Here is a 15,269-nt window from a genome sequence, read left to right on the forward strand (position 1 = left end):
CCCCCGATACCGGCATCATGCCCCGCCAGCAGTTGCCACTTGCCACAGGAAGTGAACAATGAGCCAGAACCCGCTGCTCGACTTTACCGGACTGCCCCGTTTTGCCGAAATTCGCCCCGAACACATCAGCCCGGCCATCGCGCAATTGCTGAGCGAGGCGCGTCACACCGTGGCGCAGCTGACCACCCATGTGGATAGCCCGAGCTGGGAGAACTTTGTTGAGCCGCTTACCGACGCCACCGAACGCCTGTCGCGCGCCTGGGGCGTGGTGGGACACCTGAATGCGGTAGTGAACACCCCCGAACTGCGCGATGCCTACAATGCCAATATCGCGCCGATTTCCGAATTCTGGACCGAACTGGGACAGAACCTGGCCTTGCTCGGCCAGTTCAAGGCCATCGAAGCCAGCCCGGCTTATGCCGGCTTCAATGCGGCACGTCAGAAGATCATCCAGAACGATCTGCGCGATTTCCGTCTGTCCGGTGCCGAGCTGCCGGAAGCACAGCGCCAGCGTTATGCCGCCATCCAGAGCCGTCTGGCCGAGTTGTCTGCCCGCTTCGAGCAGAACGTGATGGATGCCACCGACGCCTTCAGCCTGTATGTGGAAGACGCCAGCGAGCTGGATGGTGTGCCGGAGGACGCGCTGGCGCTGTTTGCCGCTGCTGCCCAGGCCGATGAAAAAACCGGCTACAAGATCACCCTGCAGTTCCCGTTTTACTTCCCGGTGATGCAGTACGCACATAACCGCGCGCTGCGCCAGAAACTGTATGACGCCTATGTGAAGCGTGCGTCGGAATTCGGCCTGCCCGAGCACGACAATACCGAAATCATCCGCGAAAAACTGCAGCTCACCCGCGAAGAGGCCCAACTGCTGGGCTTTGCCAATTATGCCGAGCTGTCCCTGTACACCAAGATGGCGGAGAGCCCGGCACAAGTCATTGCCTTCCTGCGCGACCTCGCTGCCCGCGCCAAACCGTTTGCAGTGAAAGACCGCGCCGAGCTGGAAGCCTTTGCCAGCAAGGAGCTGGGCCTCTCCGACCTGCAAGCCTGGGATATTGCTTACGCTGCCGAAAAACTGCGCGTGGCACGCTATGCCTTCTCCGAGCAGGAAGTGAAACAGTACTTCCCGGAAAGCAAGGTGCTGCCCGGCCTGTTCGGAGTAGTCAACACCCTGTATGGCGTGGAAGTGCGCGACAGTACCGCTCCGGTATGGCATGACGATGTGCGCTTTTACGACATCATCAAGGATGGCAAGCTGGTAGGCAGTTTCTACTTTGATCTGTACTCGCGCGAGGGCAAGCGCCCGGGTGCCTGGATGGACGACGCGCGTGGCCGTCGCAAGAAGGGCGACACCATGCAAACCCCGGTGGCTTACCTCACCTGCAATTTCACTCGCCCGGTGGGCGATAAGCCGGCGCTGTTCACCCACGACGAAGTGATTACTCTGTTCCATGAGTTCGGCCATGGCCTGCATCACATGCTGACGCAGGTGGAGGAGCTGGGCGTATCCGGCATCAATGGCGTGGAATGGGATGCGGTGGAGCTGCCCAGCCAGTTCATGGAAAACTTCTGCTGGGAATGGGACGTGCTGCAAGGCATGACCGCCCATGCCGACACCGGCGAAACCCTGCCGCGTGCGCTGTTCGACAAGATGCTGGCCGCCAAGAACTTCCAGAGCGGCATGATGACAGTGCGTCAGCTGGAGTTTTCGTTGTTCGACATGCTGCTGTATACCGATTTTGATGCCAGCACCGGTGACTGGCTGGCGCTGCTGGATACCGTGCGCCAGGAAGTGGCAGTCAATTTCCCGCCGTCCTACAACCGCTTCCCCAACAGCTTCAGTCATATTTTTGCTGGTGGGTATTCGGCAGGGTATTACAGTTACAAGTGGGCGGAAGTACTGTCTGCCGATGCCTACGCGGCTTTCGAAGAAGCGGGTGGTGCCAACCCGGTTACCGGCAAACGCTTCTGGGATGAAGTGCTGGCCGTGGGTGGCAGTCGTTCGGCACTGGAATCCTTCCGTGCCTTCCGTGGCCGCGACCCGCAGATTGACGCGCTGTTGCGCCATTCCGGCATGGTGGAAGAAGCCGCCTGAAGCGCTGACAAATATTTGCACGGGGGAGGGAACTCCCCTGATTGGCGCTGGCTCTAATCTTTGCTCAACGGGTTATCTCCAAGAGCAGCAAGCGAGCCAGACGCTTATCCCTGCCCCCAAGGACATCGATATTGTGTCTTTTCCTGCCCCCAATCCCCCTTGGGGGTATTTTTTTGCTGTCGCAAGCGCAAATGAAAACACCGCCAGTAGGCGGTGTCAGATTGTTGACAATCCCCTCTCGCTTTCTGAAATGAAAGCGAGGCTCCCTTGCAGGGCAAGGGCGGGAGGATAGGGAGCAGATGGGAAGGCTGCAGAGTCAATCTGCTAGCCGGAAGGCCCGGCTTTGCCGGGTCCAGTGCCACCGAATCAAATTATTTTGTCAGCAGCCTGACACCGCCAGTAGGCGGTGTTGTCTGGTGCTTTCAGTGAGATGACGTCTCCGGGATTCTTGCCGATGGTGGCTTGCACGGCGCGTTGCCATCAGACGGGAATCGCCATTTCACTAAAATCAGTTGCCGGAGCCGTGTTCCGTCTTGTCAGTCTGGCCTAGGCGATGGCGCTGGGCAAAGCCTGGGGTGCGCAGGGTAAAGGCATCGCTGAAAGGGCGCAGGGTCGAGCGGTGAGGATTCTTGGTCGGGCAGAGGGGGTGTTGCTGGGAATGCAGGGGTTTGGATTGTCTGGACAATTTGTTTCTCCGGTGATGAACACAGGACCATTCTAGCTGCGCTGCCGCGCAATGACAAATTTGATCAAATATTTGTTGTTTATTTGCCAGATTAACCATTTGAAAAAAAGTTAAACCAGCTCTAACAAGTGAGTTGTGAGTCACCGGTCTGCGACAGACATGCAGTGAACCGCGTATCGCCATACGGCTGCGAAATTAATCGGGTAAGATGGCGTCGATTTTTCAAACACGCATGCTGCGGATGAGTCTGACCGCACTGCCTGCGTGGCCTCCCTTGTCGTTACCGCATGCGTGACATTGCGCTGGCCATGCTGTTTATGTGCCGTGGAGCATGCTCTGCGTGCAAGCCTTCCACGTTGATGGGGACATGATGATCTTCAACCGTTCCATCCGGCCCGAGCGCCTCACCTTGCTGGTGTCGCTGGGGCTGGTACTGTTTTACAACCTGCCATTCTGGCGCGAGATGCTACGCATTGTCGGCCCGCTGGATAGCCAGGGCATCAAATTGCTGCTGGAGTCCTTCCTGCTGGTGACAGCGTTTTACAACCTGGTGCTGTCGCTATTCAACTGGCCTTATATCGGCAAGCCACTGATTGCGCTGTTATTGCTGACCACCTCGTTCATTAGCTATTTCATGAACCAGTATGGGGTGATGATAGATGTGCACATGGTGCAAAACGCGGTGCAGACCGACCACAAGGAAGTGCGCGATCTGCTGACCATGAAAATGGCGCTGTTTGTGGTGGTGCTGGGGCTGTTGCCTAGCTGGTGGTTGTTTACGCGTCATATCCAGTGGCGCTCCCCGTTGCGGGAGGGCGGTGTGCGCTTGCTGACCTTGCTGGTGTCGGCGGCAGTGCTGGTGGGCATTGCCTTTGCGGCGTATCAGGACTTTGCGTCCTTGTTCCGCAATAACCGCCAGCTTCGCCATTATCTGACGCCCTTCAACTATATCCAGGCCACCAATGGCTATATCCAGGACCACTACAATAGCGGCCCCATTGTGGTCAGCCCACTGGGTGAGGATGCCAAACGCGATGCCAGCTGGCAGCAGCACAAGCGCAAGACCGTGTTTGTGCTGGTGGTGGGGGAAACCGCGCGTGCCGACCATTTTTCGCTCAATGGTTATCCGCGCAATACCAACCCGAAACTGTCGGCGCAGGCTGGTTTGATCAATCTGCCCAATGTGTTTTCTTGTGGCACGGAAACAGCGGTTTCGGTGCCCTGCATGTTCTCCGATATCGGCCGGGCCAATTACGATGGAGACAAGGCCGCACGGCAGCAAAATGTGCTGGATGTCCTCAAGCGTGCCGGCTACAACGTGATCTGGCGGGATAACCAGTCCGGCTGCAAGGATGTGTGCAACCGGGTGACGCTGGAAGATGTCACCACCAGCAAGGACGACAAGCTATGCAGCACTGGCGAGTGTTGGGATGAAATTCTGCTGCAGAACCTGCAACAGAAGATTGACCAGTCCGACCGCGACATCGTGCTGGTGTTGCATCAGATGGGCAGCCACGGCCCGGCGTACTACAAGCGTTACCCGCCAGCCATGGAGCAGTTCAAGCCGGTATGCCAGACCAGCGAGCTATCACGCTGCCCGCGCGAGCAGATCGTCAACGGTTTTGACAACACCATTCTGTATACCGACACGGTGCTATCCGGGCTGATTGATTTTCTGCGTGCCAACCAGCAGCGTTACAACACCGGCATGCTGTACATGTCCGACCACGGCGAATCGCTGGGTGAAAACGGCATGTATCTGCATGGCACGCCTTATTTGCTGGCACCGGAAGCACAAAAGCATATTGGTGCCATGATGTGGTTCTCCGACAGCTTCCAGCAGGAAGTCGGCCTGAACCAGCGCTGTCTGGAAGGGCGTAAGGCCGAGCCATATTCCCACGACAACCTGTTCCACTCGCTGCTGGGTTTGCTGGGCGTGCACACCAGTGTTTATAACAAGCAACTGGACATGTTTGCGCCTTGCCGACAGTAGCCGTGATTTCCGATTCAGATGCAGCCGCCGCGGTGCGCGGCTGCCCTAAGTAAACGAGAACTGAAGATATGCAATTAGCCACCTGGAACGTCAACTCACTCAAGGTCCGTCTGCCTCAGGTGCTGGAATGGCTGGCGCAAAGCCCGGTAGACGTACTTTGCCTGCAAGAATTGAAAATGGATCAGGACGTGTTCCCGCTGGCCCAGATCGAGGCCGCCGGTTATCGTGCGGCCTGGTTTGGCCAGAAAACCTATAACGGCGTGGCCATTCTGGTGCGCGCGCCCTTGCAGCTGGACGATGTGGTGCTGGGCATTCCCGGCTATGACGATCCGCAACGCCGGGTGATTGCCGCCACGGTAAACGGCGTGCGCGTGATCTGTGGCTACTTCGTCAATGGCGAGGCTGTCGATTCGCCCAAGTATCCGTACAAGCTGGAATGGTTGGGCAAGCTGCATGACTACGTAGCCAATGAGCTGGCGCGCCATCCGCAACTGGCACTGCTGGGCGACTACAATATCGCGCCGGAAGACCGTGACGTGTACGACCCGGAAAGCTGGCACGAGCAAGTGCTGTGCAGCACACCGGAGCGCGACGCCTTCCGCAGCCTGATCGGCCTGGGCCTGGCGGACAGCTTCCGTCTGTTCAATCAGGAGGACAAGCAGTACAGCTGGTGGGATTACCGCGCGATGATGTTCCGCCGCAACAAGGGGGTGCGTATCGACCACATCCTGATTACTCCGGCCTTGCAAGCGCGCGCGCTGGAATGCGTCATCGACAAGACGCCGCGCAAATGGGAACGCCCGTCCGACCATACGCCAGTGGTGCTTACGCTGGCAGATTAAGCTGCTATCACCTGTAAAACGGCCCGTTAAGGGCCGTTTTGTATTGGCAGGCCACACTCAGGCGGGAACAGGGCAAAGCTTGGTTTAGCTCAATAATTTGCATATTAGCATTTGCTAAAATTTATTGATGAATAGCTAACCCAAGGTGCCATCATGAGCCGCAACCACCCACCGCTGCCGTGCAACCCCTATTACGAAGGGGTGCCGGACTACATGACCGAAGTTTACGACTGGGCCTATGTCAACCCGCGCCGCGCGGCGCTCTTGGACCGTAATCTGGTGGTCAGCACGCTACTGTTTCTCAATGACCAGCGCCTGATGCGGCGCTACCTGCAGCAAATCCGTCCCGGCATGCGGGTGTGGCAGGTAGCGCATGTGTATGGTGATCTGGTGCAAAAAGCGGCGGCCAAGGTGCGCAAGCATGGTGAATTCATTCTGACGGACATCACCCCGGTACAGGTTGAGCATGCAGTGCGCAAGCTGGGCTGCTATCCACAGGCACGTGTAGAGCGGGCCGATGCCGCCAGCTACCGGTTGGAACAACCGGCAGACCTGATTTGCAGCTTCTTTTTACTGCATGAAGTGCCGGACGATCTCAAGCGTCGCATTGTCGACAACATGCTGTCCCAGGTGCCGGAGGGCGGCAAGGCCGTCTTTGTCGACTATCACAAGCCAGCGCCCTGGCAGCCTATAGGCTGGTTGCTCAAGTGGGTCAATCGCGTGCTGGAGCCCTTTGCCGAGGCGCTGTGGCGCAATGAGATTTCCAGCTATGCCACAGATGCCGAGGCTTTTGACTGGCACAAGGAAACACTGTTCGGTGGGGTGTATCAGGTACTCACCGTCACACGACGCTAATTCTGTACGTAGCGTTACATGACCTTACATAGCACTCACAGACGGCCAGATCGGGCAGGGCTAGGATACGACTCATGGAAACACCACTGCGGTGTCTCGGAAAGAACACTCCCCACTTGATATTGGAGAACGCAACATGAAAAAACTGACCCTGCTCGTTTTGTCTGCCGCCTTCGGTCTGAGCTCCGCTGCTGGTTTCGCCGCCACCAACGCTTCCGCTCCGGCTGCTGCTTCCGCACCGAAAGCCAAAGCTGCCAAGATTCACCACGCCAAGAAAGGCGTGAAAAAAGTAGAAGCTTCCGCTCAGAAAGCTCAAGCTGCTGACGCTTCCGCACCGGCTAAAAAGGCTGTGAAAAAGCACCACGCCAAAAAGCACGCTGCCAAGAAAGTAGACGCTTCCGCTCAGAAAGCCCAAGCTGCCGACGCTTCCGCACCGGCTAAAAAGGCTGTGAAAAAGCACCACGCCAAAAAGCACGCTGCCAAGAAAGTAGACGCTTCCGCTCAGAAAGCCCAAGCTGCCGACGCTTCCGCTCAGAAAGCCCAGGCTGCTGACGCTTCCGCACCGGCTAAAAAGGCTGCCAAAAAGCACCACGCCAAAAAGCACGCTGCCAAGAAAGTAGAAGCTTCCGCTCAGAAAGCCCAAGCTGCTGACGCTTCCGCTCCGGCCAAGAAGCACGCTGCCAAAAAACATCACGCCAAAAAGCACGCTGCCAAGAAAGTAGAAGCTTCCGCTCAGAAAGCCCAGGCTGCTGACGCTTCCGCTCCGGCCAAGAAGCACGCTGCCAAAAAGCACCATGCTAAAAAGCACGCTGCCAAGAAAGCCGCTCCGGCTTCCGCAGCAAACTAATCAGACGTCAGCGTCTGGCTCGCAATAAACAAAGGGAGGCCTCAGCCTCCCTTTTTTGCATCTGTCGTTTCCGTTTCTACCCGTCATCTGTGATACCGGCAAAGAAAAACGCCATCCGGCTGGATGGCGTTTGCTTTGTTGCCCGGAAAAGGCGGAATCACTTTTCCACAAAAGCACGTTCGATAGCGTAGTCGCCAGGTTCGCCCATGCGCGGCGATTCCTTGAAACCCATGCCATTCAGGATTTCGCACAGGTCATGCAGCATGGACGGGCTACCGCAGATCAGCACGCGGTCGTTTTCCGGGTTCAGCTGCGGCAGGCCGATGTCTGCGCACATCTTGCCGTTGGTAATCAGGTCGGTCAGGCGGCCCTGATTGCGGAACGGTTCGCGGGTAACGGTCGGATAGTAAATCAGCTTTTCTTTCACGATGTCGCCAAAGAACTCGTTTTCCGGCAGTTCTTTGGTGATGTAGTCGTGATAACCCAGTTCATTCACCCAGCGTACGCCGTGGGTCAGAATGACTTTGTCGTAGCGTTCGTAGACTTCCGGGTCCTTGATGATGGACATGAACGGAGCCAGGCCGGTACCGGTGGACAGCAGGTACAGGTTCTTGCCCGGCAGCAAGTTGTCTTGCACCAGAGTGCCGGTGGGCTTCTTGCTGATCAGTACGGTGTCGCCGACTTGCAGGTGTTGCAGTTTGGAGGTCAGCGGGCCGTCTTGTACCTTGATGCTGTAAAACTCCAGATGCTCTTCGTAGTTGGAGCTGACAATGGAGTAGGCGCGCATCAGCGGCTTGCCGTTTACTTCCAGGCCGATCATGACGAATTGGCCGTTGATGAAGCGCAGGCCGGCATCGCGGGTGCAGGTGAAGGTGAACAGGGTGTCGTTCCAGTGGTGAACCGACAAAACCTTTTCAGCGGTCAAATTGGGGGAGGACATATAAATTGCTGCTCGCTATCCAATAGAAATCAAGGAATGAGTGGTTGTGGCGATTTTACCCTTTTCAGGGACGCTTGACTAAACATTGCTAGCTGTTCTCACTATGTCATAAAACATAATGATCAAATCGCCACGACGCAAAGCCTGCAACAGCTTTTGGCATGCTATGGCGGGCATACGGCGGGAAAGTCAACTGGAACAGGATGTTACCTTAAAGAGTGGGGCAGCCCTAACGATTTCTTTCCGCTGTGTTTATTCCTGTTTGTTCTTAGCAATGCGTTGATTTAGATCAGCGAATTGTATTGCGTGCTGCGCTAGTGCATAAAACAGCACACATGCGGCTGTTGTCCGACAGTGTACAGCCTGATGCCGACTTTCCATTCTGATGTCATCTTTTTTGTATGGCGTGAAGCGGGGCGCGTACAATCTACTGTCCTGCTGACAGAAAGCGGAGCAAGCAATGAAGCTGTGTGTGATTCCCGGAGACGGGATTGGTCATGAGGTGGTTCCCGTTGCCGTGGGTGTATTGCAAGCTGTATTGCCGGGTTTGCAACTGGTGTTTGCCGATGCCGGCTGGGAAACCTTCAAGCGCCAGGGCAAGGCCTTGCCAGACAAGACATTGGAGGCAGCACGCGAGTGCGGAGCCGTGTTTTTCGGCGCAGTGAGTTCTCCCATGCAGCTGGTGGAGGGGTATCGCTCCCCCATTGTCCAGTTACGCCGCGAACTGGGCTGTCATGCCAATATCCGTCCCACGCTCAGTCTGCCGCTCACCGTGTGCCGTCAGGGCATCGACCTCATCATCGTTCGGGAAAATACCGAAGACCTCTATGTCGGGGATGAGCAGTCAGATGGCGAGGTGGCTGTCGCAATCAAGCGCATCACCCGTAGCGCTTCTCTTCGAGTTGCCCGTAGTGCGTTCGAACTGGCCAGACATGCCGGACGACAGCGCATCACCATCATCCACAAGGCGAATATCCTGCCACGCACGGATGGCCTGTTTCGCGACTGTGCCCGCGAGGTGGCGCTGGAATACCCGGAAATCGCCGTAGATGAAATGCTGGTGGATACCGCAGTCATGCGCCTGGCGCAGGCACCGGAAAGTTTTGACATGCTGCTGGCTCCCAATCTGTACGGCGATATTCTGTCCGATCTGGTGGCGGCTTTTGGTGGTGGACTGGGCTTGGCCCCTTCCTTGAACCTGGGCATGGTGGCAGCCATTGCCGAGCCGGTACATGGTTCTGCCCCGGATATTGCCGGCCAGGGCATTGCCAATCCGCTGGCGGCCATTCTCAGTGCTGCCATGTTGCTGCGCATCTGGTGGCAGCGGGCTGATCTGGCCATGAGGGTGGAGCAGGCGGTACTGGCGACCTTGCAGGATGGCATTGCCACGCCGGATGTGATTTCGCCGGGGGTGAGTACGCAGCATCTGGCGCGGGCGGTAATCGACAGGTTGAAGCAGGCGCAGGGATAGAGAAGCTGGAATAGAAAGAGGGTGGCTTGACCGGCCGCCCTCTGTGGTGTGTCACTGCATGTTTGAAAAGAAGGATTTGCGGGATAACGCAAACATCACATACAAGTTTTCACCCTGCTTGGCGTGGAACATGTCTGCCAACGATGCTCCCGACTGCTGCCTTGCAGGTCTACCAAAGAACAGGCTGTATGCACAGCACAAGATAAGTCTCAAACAACTGATGCTACGGTAAACATGCCCGGTTTCGTCTGGGCGGTAACATCATGCTCGCTACCTGTTACGGCAGCGCAGAGGGGAATGACTTCCCGGTTTACTCATCATGCTTTAGCAAAGTCTGTTGTTTCGTGTCTGGCGTACCGACGACCTGTCGTCTGATGCATCCGCAATGGACGCTTGTTGCGCTCTCGGGCAAGCTTGAACTGCCCGCCATCAAACCTGAAAAGGTGATGGGTTCTGAACGCCGGTGTGAACAAGGTTGTCGGAATCCGGCCAATGACTCATCCCAAACCCTCCCTGTTACTGAATGATTTCAGTATAGGCCTGGCATTGGCGGACTCAAGTTTTTTTTCAGTCCCGACGCGGTTTTTTCTATGCCATTGTACTGATTGCTCGCCAGCACTGGTTTGGCCAGCGCTGCGATTTTGCAACGCAGGCTATTGTGGTGACTCAGCCGGTCTGCGCTTCCAGCCTCGCCACTTGTGCTGGCTGATTGGGATGCAGGTGTTGCTCGAACTGACGCGTGGCGGCAGCCCAGGAATATCTTTCGGCCACGGTCCGCACATGTGTACGGTCCAGCTTGAGTGCCTCCAGGCAGGCGTGACGCAGATCTTCATGCAAGACGCCAGCACCGCTATGGCCGACCACGTCGCGCGGTCCGGCTACCGGATAAGCGGCTACCGGTGTGCCGCAGGCCATGGCTTCCAGTAATACCAAGCCGAAGGTATCAGTCAGGCTGGGGAAGACGAAGACATCTGCGGCGCGGTAGAAACGGGCCAGCTCTGGCTGGGGAAATACGCCAGCAAAGTGCACTTCGGGGTATTCGCGTTGCAGCCGTGGCAGCAGCGGGCCGTCTCCCACTACCCATTTGCTGCCGGGTAGATCCAGCTTCAGGAAGGCCTCGATGTTTTTTTCCACCGCCACGCGTCCGATATAGACAAAGCGGGGCGCTCGGCTTTCTTCCAGCCGGTCTCGTTCTCCGGGACTGAACATGCCAATGTCCACGCCGCGGCTCCATAGCACCACCTTGTCAAAGCCGCGGGCACGCAGGTCGTTGGCAATGGACTGGGTGGGCACCATGGTGGCAGCACCGGCATTATGAAAGCGGCGCATCCAGGCATAGCTGATGGACAGCGGCAAACGGGTGCGGGCGGCGATGTATTCCGGGAAGCGGGTGTGATAGGCGGTGGTGAACAGTAATTTGTGGCGCAGGCAGTAACGACGTGCCGCCAGGCCCAGCGGCCCTTCGGTGGCAATGTGGATGGCATGTGGTGCCAGTGCAGCAATGCGCTGTGCCACCTGGCGGTAGGGCAATATTGAAAGCCGGATATCCGGATAGGTGGGGCAGGGCAGGGTGTGGAATTCCAGCGGGGTGATCATTTCAACCTGATGCCCGAAGGCAGTCAGTTCGCGGCAGGTTTCGGTCAGGGTGCGGACTACGCCGTTGACCTGGGGCTGCCAGGCGTCGGTCACGATCAGGATGCGCATGGGGTCTCCTGGCTGGGGTCGGAATGGGAAGAGGTGTTGCCGTGGTATTGCACAGGTTGCGGGGCGGGAATGCCGGGTTGGCCCAGCGGGCTGTGTTCAATGACTGCTTGCGGTTTGTCCTGGGACGCGCGCACTTTTCGGCTGGTTTTTTCCGGCTGGCTCAGCAGCGTGGTCCAGTACACCACTTCCAGCCGGCCATCGGCATGTTCAACCAGGGCTGACAGGCTTTCCACCCAGTCGCCACTGTTGCCGTACAGTACCCCGTCGATGTCGCGGATTTCGGCTTTGTGGATGTGACCGCAAATCACCCCGTCGTAGTGGCGGCGGCGTGCTTCCCCGGCCAGGATCTTTTCAAAGTCACTGATGAAATTCACCGCATTCTTTACCTTGTGCTTGAGGTATTGCGACAGCGACCAGTAAGGCAGGTCCAGCTGTTTGCGCAGCCAGTTGAAGCCACGGTTCAGTTGCAGGATGACGGTGTAGAGTGAGTCGCCAACATAGGCCAGCCACTTGATGTGCTGGATGACGCCATCGAATTCGTCGCCATGGATGATGAGCAGACGCTTGCCGTCGGCGGTGATGTGCTCTGCTTCGCGCCGGATGGCGATGCCGCCAAAATCCAGCCCGGTGTAATGACGCGCGGCCTCGTCGTGGTTGCCCGGTACGTACACCACCTGACAGCCCTTGCGCGCCTTGCGCAGCACCTTTTGCACCACATCGTTGTGGCTTTGCTTCCAGTACCAGGATTTTTTCAGTTGCCAGCCGTCAACGATATCGCCCACCAGATAGAGATGGTCCGATTCGTTATGTTTGAGAAAATCCAGCAGATGGTCGGCGCGACAGCCGGCAGTGCCCAGATGGACGTCGGAAATCCAGATGGCGCGGTAGTGGTGCTGTTTGACAGTGTCGGAGGCGGGCTGCATATCGGGTCCGTTCTACCGTGGTGTACAGCGCCATGCTGCATGTTGCAGATGACGGGGCGATGAGGCTTTGGTGACGACTGCATGACGCGGGCTGCTTTAAGTCGGGTTTAAGACAGTTCTGTTCTACTGGGCCATCCAGGCTGGGTCCTGCTTGATCAGCGCCATGGTTTTTTGGGTGGGGATCGTGTTGCAATAGGCCGACTAGCTTGCTGTGGTGGCGTTCGAGACAAGGAAATGAACATGCGCATTCTGGTGGTGGAGGATGACCCGCTGATCGGCGATGGCCTGAAAATGGGGCTGAGCCAGCTGGGCTTTGTCGTGGACTGGTTTCGGCAGGGGCGTGAAGGCCTGGCTGCGCTGACGGCTGCACCGTTTGATGCCGTGGTGCTGGACCTGGGCCTGCCGGGCATGGACGGTATGGATATCCTGACCGCCTGGCGCAAGGCCGGGCAGGATGTACCGGTGCTGGTATTGACGGCCCGTGATGCACTGGATGACCGGCTCAAGGGGCTGGATGCCGGTGCCGATGACTATCTGGTCAAACCTTTTGCGCTCAGTGAGGTGGCTGCCCGGCTGCGGGCCCTGATTCGCCGCCGCCACGGCCAGACCAGCAATCGCCTGAGTCATGGCCGGGTGAGCCTGGACCCGGTGGCGCGCACCGCCTGGCTGGGCGAGGTGCCATTGGAATTGACCGCACGGGAACTGGCCTTGCTGGAGCTGCTGTTGTCCAGCAAGGACCGGGTGCTGCCGCGTGAGTTGATCGAAGAAAAACTGTATGGCTGGGGGCAGGAACTGGAAAGCAATGCGGTGGAAGTGTATGTGCACCACCTGCGCAAAAAACTGGGCGCGGCTTTTATTCGCACTCAGCGCGGGGTGGGTTATGCACTGGGTGAGCCGGCATGATGCACCAGCCAACCCTGCAAAGACGGCTGGCCATTCTGCTGTTGGTCTCCGTGCCCCTGATCTGGTTGGTGTCCACCGGTGTGGCGGCCTATGTGGCACATCATGAAGTGGACGAACTTTACGATACGCAGCTGACCTTGTTTGCCCGCCAGTTGCTGATCGTGAACATGGGTGAGCATGGTGACGACCTGCCCTTGCTGCCCAAAACCAAAAAGCTGATCCGTGGCGGTGATCGGGGTGAAGCCGAGGATGACGACATCGGCCTTGCAGTATGGAATGCCGATGGCAACCTGCTGCTAAGTGATGGCAAGGGGCGACGCTTTACTTTTGATGCCAGCCGGCGTGGTTTTTACAGCGTGCGTGCTGATGACGGCAAGGACGAATGGCGTCTGTTTTATCTGCCGGCACCGGATGGTACGCGACTGGTAGCCGTCGGTCAGCGGCAGAAGCTGCGCCACGAGGTGGTCGTCAAGGTAATAGAAGGGCAGCTGCTGCCCTGGTTGCTCGGGCTGCCGGTGCTGTTGCTGCTGATTCTGTGGGCGGTGCGCAAAGGCTTGCGGCCCTTGCAGCAGGTGGCAGGCGAACTGGGCCAGCGCAGCGTGCTGGACAGCACGCCATTGTCGGAAAACGTGCCTGGTGAAGTGTTGCCCATGGTGCAGGCACTCAATGCCTTGTTTGCCCGCATCGCCGAGGCCATGGAGCATGAACGGCGTTTTACTGCCGATGCTGCCCATGAGTTGCGCACCCCGCTGGCTGCCCTGCAAGTGCAGGCCGAGGTGATGGCATTGATGCCGGACGAAGCCGGACGGCAACATGCCCTGCAGCAATTGCAGCTGGGCATACAACGTGCCACCCGCCTGCTGGCGCAGTTGCTGGCACTCTCCCGGCTGGACCCCTTGCAGGGTTTGCTCAGCCCGCAGCCGGTGGACTGGCAACAAATCAGCCGGGATGCGCTGAGCGACGTGACCACTGCCGCTGCCGCAAAAGACACGGTGCTGGAAACCCACTGGCAGACCAGCACGAAGGCGGTATTGCCCCTGAATGGCGATGCCACCTTGCTGACGCTGTTATTGCGTAATCTGCTGGACAATGCGGTGCGCTACTGCCCGGCAGGCAGCCGGATCGAACTGCTGCTGTTGGCGGATGAAGTGGTGGTCCAGGACAATGGACCGGGCATTGAAGCCCAGTGGCTTTCCCGGGTGCAGGAGCGTTTTTTCCGTCCGCCAGGGCAGGAAATGCCCGGTAGCGGGCTGGGTTTGTCGATTGTCGAGCGCATTGCCAGCCTGCATGGCTTGCAGATGCAACTGAGCAACCGGGATGAGGGTGGTCTGCGTGTCAGCCTGCAGAGGGCGGCTTAGGCGCTGCGGCAATCTGTCGCATTGTCATGGGCCCTCAAGGGCTTTAAGGTAGCAAGCAATGCCAGCTGACAGGCTTTGCCCCCTGCAATGGCATACTCCAAGGTGTGATAGCCCGCCCCGACCTGGCGGGCTTTCTTTTTGTCGCTGCCCGCCGTTCAGGCGGGCTTGCTACTCGCGTTGCTGGCTGGCAAGTGCCAGTACAGGGCGTTGCATACCGCGCCGGCCACCGCGCCCACATAGTAGTTGAACACCGGGTCGTACAAGGCTGGTTGCAACCAGCGGCTGTAATACAGCGTAATGACTCCGCCGATCAGCGCGCCGGGCAAGGCGGCCAGCACCAGCAGACGCCAGCGCGGCCAGCGTGCTTGCCACTGGCTGATGCTGGCCTCCAGCGACAGCCGCAACAGCACCAGCAATACCCCGGCCAAGGCTGCAGGCAAGGCACCCAGCATGTAGGCCAGCATGGGCATGACGCCGGTCGCCAGCAGGCCCACCAATGGCCCCAGCGCAATAAACAGGGTCAGGCCGCAGCCTGCAAGTTTCAAATGTTTCATCCGCACGCGTTCGACAAAAAGTGTTGCAAGACTAGCAGACTGTCGCGACGGCGACGAGCCATGCACAGGTGGCGCTGCGGCATTATGTCGCAGCCACCA

General features: G+C 58.1%; 13 protein-coding genes. 8 read left to right on the forward strand and 5 right to left on the reverse strand.

The window, feature by feature from the left end; translation table 11 throughout:
• Positions 1 to 58 precede the first annotated feature (58 nt).
• Entirely contained in the window at positions 59 to 2,095 is a 2,037-nt protein-coding gene (locus HWX34_RS09680; RefSeq protein WP_178972054.1) for a M3 family metallopeptidase, read from the forward strand.
• Positions 2,096 to 2,603: 508 nt separating this feature from the next.
• On the opposite strand, the gene HWX34_RS09685 is transcribed toward HWX34_RS09680, so the two are convergent.
• A complete protein-coding gene (locus HWX34_RS09685; RefSeq protein ID WP_178972055.1) occupies positions 2,604 to 2,780 on the reverse strand; it encodes a hypothetical protein in 177 nt (58 codons plus the stop codon).
• Positions 2,781 to 3,147: 367 nt separating this feature from the next.
• On the opposite strand from HWX34_RS09685, the gene HWX34_RS09690 reads away from it, so the two are divergent.
• The 4 genes from HWX34_RS09690 to HWX34_RS09705 all read left to right on the forward strand — a co-directional run bounded on the left by HWX34_RS09690 (position 3,148) and on the right by HWX34_RS09705 (position 7,317).
• Positions 3,148 to 4,773 carry a phosphoethanolamine transferase gene (locus tag HWX34_RS09690; RefSeq protein ID WP_218645130.1) on the forward strand — a complete coding sequence of 542 codons (1,626 nt, stop codon included), beginning with the start codon at positions 3,148 to 3,150 and terminating at the stop codon, positions 4,771 to 4,773.
• Between the two features lie 68 nt (positions 4,774 to 4,841).
• Complete coding sequence (gene xth / locus HWX34_RS09695; protein ID WP_178972056.1) at positions 4,842 to 5,615, forward strand: exodeoxyribonuclease III; 774 nt, start codon at positions 4,842 to 4,844, stop codon at positions 5,613 to 5,615.
• Between the two features lie 153 nt (positions 5,616 to 5,768).
• Complete coding sequence (gene rquA / locus HWX34_RS09700) at positions 5,769 to 6,470, forward strand: rhodoquinone biosynthesis methyltransferase RquA (protein WP_178972057.1); 702 nt, start codon at positions 5,769 to 5,771, stop codon at positions 6,468 to 6,470.
• Positions 6,471 to 6,606: 136 nt separating this feature from the next.
• Positions 6,607 to 7,317, forward strand: coding sequence for an acid-shock protein (locus HWX34_RS09705; protein WP_178972058.1), 711 nt, complete (start codon positions 6,607 to 6,609; stop codon positions 7,315 to 7,317).
• Between the two features lie 157 nt (positions 7,318 to 7,474).
• Here HWX34_RS09705 and HWX34_RS09710 read toward each other — a convergent pair whose 3' ends face one another.
• A complete protein-coding gene (locus tag HWX34_RS09710) occupies positions 7,475 to 8,257 on the reverse strand; it encodes a ferredoxin--NADP reductase (protein ID WP_045846727.1) in 783 nt (260 codons plus the stop codon).
• A gap of 460 nt (positions 8,258 to 8,717) precedes the next feature.
• On the opposite strand from HWX34_RS09710, the gene HWX34_RS09715 reads away from it, so the two are divergent.
• On the forward strand, positions 8,718 to 9,728 hold the full coding sequence (locus HWX34_RS09715) for an isocitrate/isopropylmalate dehydrogenase family protein (protein ID WP_178972059.1): 1,011 nt from the start codon (positions 8,718 to 8,720) through the stop codon (positions 9,726 to 9,728).
• 666 nt (positions 9,729 to 10,394) lie between these two features.
• Here the strand turns inward: HWX34_RS09715 and HWX34_RS09720 are convergent.
• Entirely contained in the window at positions 10,395 to 11,432 is a 1,038-nt protein-coding gene (locus HWX34_RS09720; protein WP_178972060.1) for a glycosyltransferase family 1 protein, read from the reverse strand.
• A complete protein-coding gene (locus HWX34_RS09725) occupies positions 11,420 to 12,355 on the reverse strand; it encodes a UDP-2,3-diacylglucosamine diphosphatase (protein WP_178972061.1) in 936 nt (311 codons plus the stop codon). The genes HWX34_RS09720 and HWX34_RS09725 overlap by 13 nt, the downstream gene beginning before the upstream one ends.
• 240 nt (positions 12,356 to 12,595) lie before the next feature.
• Between HWX34_RS09725 and HWX34_RS09730 the strand changes: the two genes are divergently transcribed.
• Together HWX34_RS09730 and HWX34_RS09735 are read left to right on the forward strand one after the other, a co-directional pair.
• Positions 12,596 to 13,258 carry a response regulator gene (locus HWX34_RS09730; RefSeq protein ID WP_178972062.1) on the forward strand — a complete coding sequence of 221 codons (663 nt, stop codon included), beginning with the start codon at positions 12,596 to 12,598 and terminating at the stop codon, positions 13,256 to 13,258.
• Positions 13,255 to 14,616 (forward strand): ATP-binding protein, encoded by a 1,362-nt coding sequence (locus HWX34_RS09735; protein WP_178972063.1) that lies wholly within the window; start codon positions 13,255 to 13,257, stop codon positions 14,614 to 14,616. The genes HWX34_RS09730 and HWX34_RS09735 overlap by 4 nt, the downstream gene beginning before the upstream one ends.
• 155 nt (positions 14,617 to 14,771) lie before the next feature.
• On the opposite strand, the gene HWX34_RS09740 is transcribed toward HWX34_RS09735, so the two are convergent.
• Positions 14,772 to 15,161, reverse strand: a complete 390-nt coding sequence (locus HWX34_RS09740; RefSeq protein ID WP_178972064.1) for a hypothetical protein — start codon at positions 15,159 to 15,161, stop codon at positions 14,772 to 14,774.
• Between the last annotated feature and the right edge of the window lie 108 nt (positions 15,162 to 15,269).

The organism is Aquitalea sp. LB_tupeE (assembly GCF_013391415.1).
GTDB lineage: Bacteria > Pseudomonadota > Gammaproteobacteria > Burkholderiales > Chromobacteriaceae > Aquitalea.

Coding starts and splice junctions, on each gene's coding strand:
- HWX34_RS09715 (WP_178972059.1), top strand. CDS start 8,718: ATGAAGCTGTGTGTGATTCCCGGAGACGGGATTGGTCATGAGGTGGTT.
- HWX34_RS09690 (WP_218645130.1), top strand. CDS start 3,148: ATGATGATCTTCAACCGTTCCATCCGGCCCGAGCGCCTCACCTTGCTG.
- xth (WP_178972056.1), top strand. CDS start 4,842: ATGCAATTAGCCACCTGGAACGTCAACTCACTCAAGGTCCGTCTGCCT.
- HWX34_RS09720 (WP_178972060.1), bottom strand. CDS start 11,432: ATGCGCATCCTGATCGTGACCGACGCCTGGCAGCCCCAGGTCAACGGC.
- rquA (WP_178972057.1), top strand. CDS start 5,769: ATGAGCCGCAACCACCCACCGCTGCCGTGCAACCCCTATTACGAAGGG.
- HWX34_RS09730 (WP_178972062.1), top strand. CDS start 12,596: ATGCGCATTCTGGTGGTGGAGGATGACCCGCTGATCGGCGATGGCCTG.
- HWX34_RS09725 (WP_178972061.1), bottom strand. CDS start 12,355: ATGCAGCCCGCCTCCGACACTGTCAAACAGCACCACTACCGCGCCATC.
- HWX34_RS09680 (WP_178972054.1), top strand. CDS start 59: ATGAGCCAGAACCCGCTGCTCGACTTTACCGGACTGCCCCGTTTTGCC.
- HWX34_RS09735 (WP_178972063.1), top strand. CDS start 13,255: ATGATGCACCAGCCAACCCTGCAAAGACGGCTGGCCATTCTGCTGTTG.
- HWX34_RS09705 (WP_178972058.1), top strand. CDS start 6,607: ATGAAAAAACTGACCCTGCTCGTTTTGTCTGCCGCCTTCGGTCTGAGC.
- HWX34_RS09710 (WP_045846727.1), bottom strand. CDS start 8,257: ATGTCCTCCCCCAATTTGACCGCTGAAAAGGTTTTGTCGGTTCACCAC.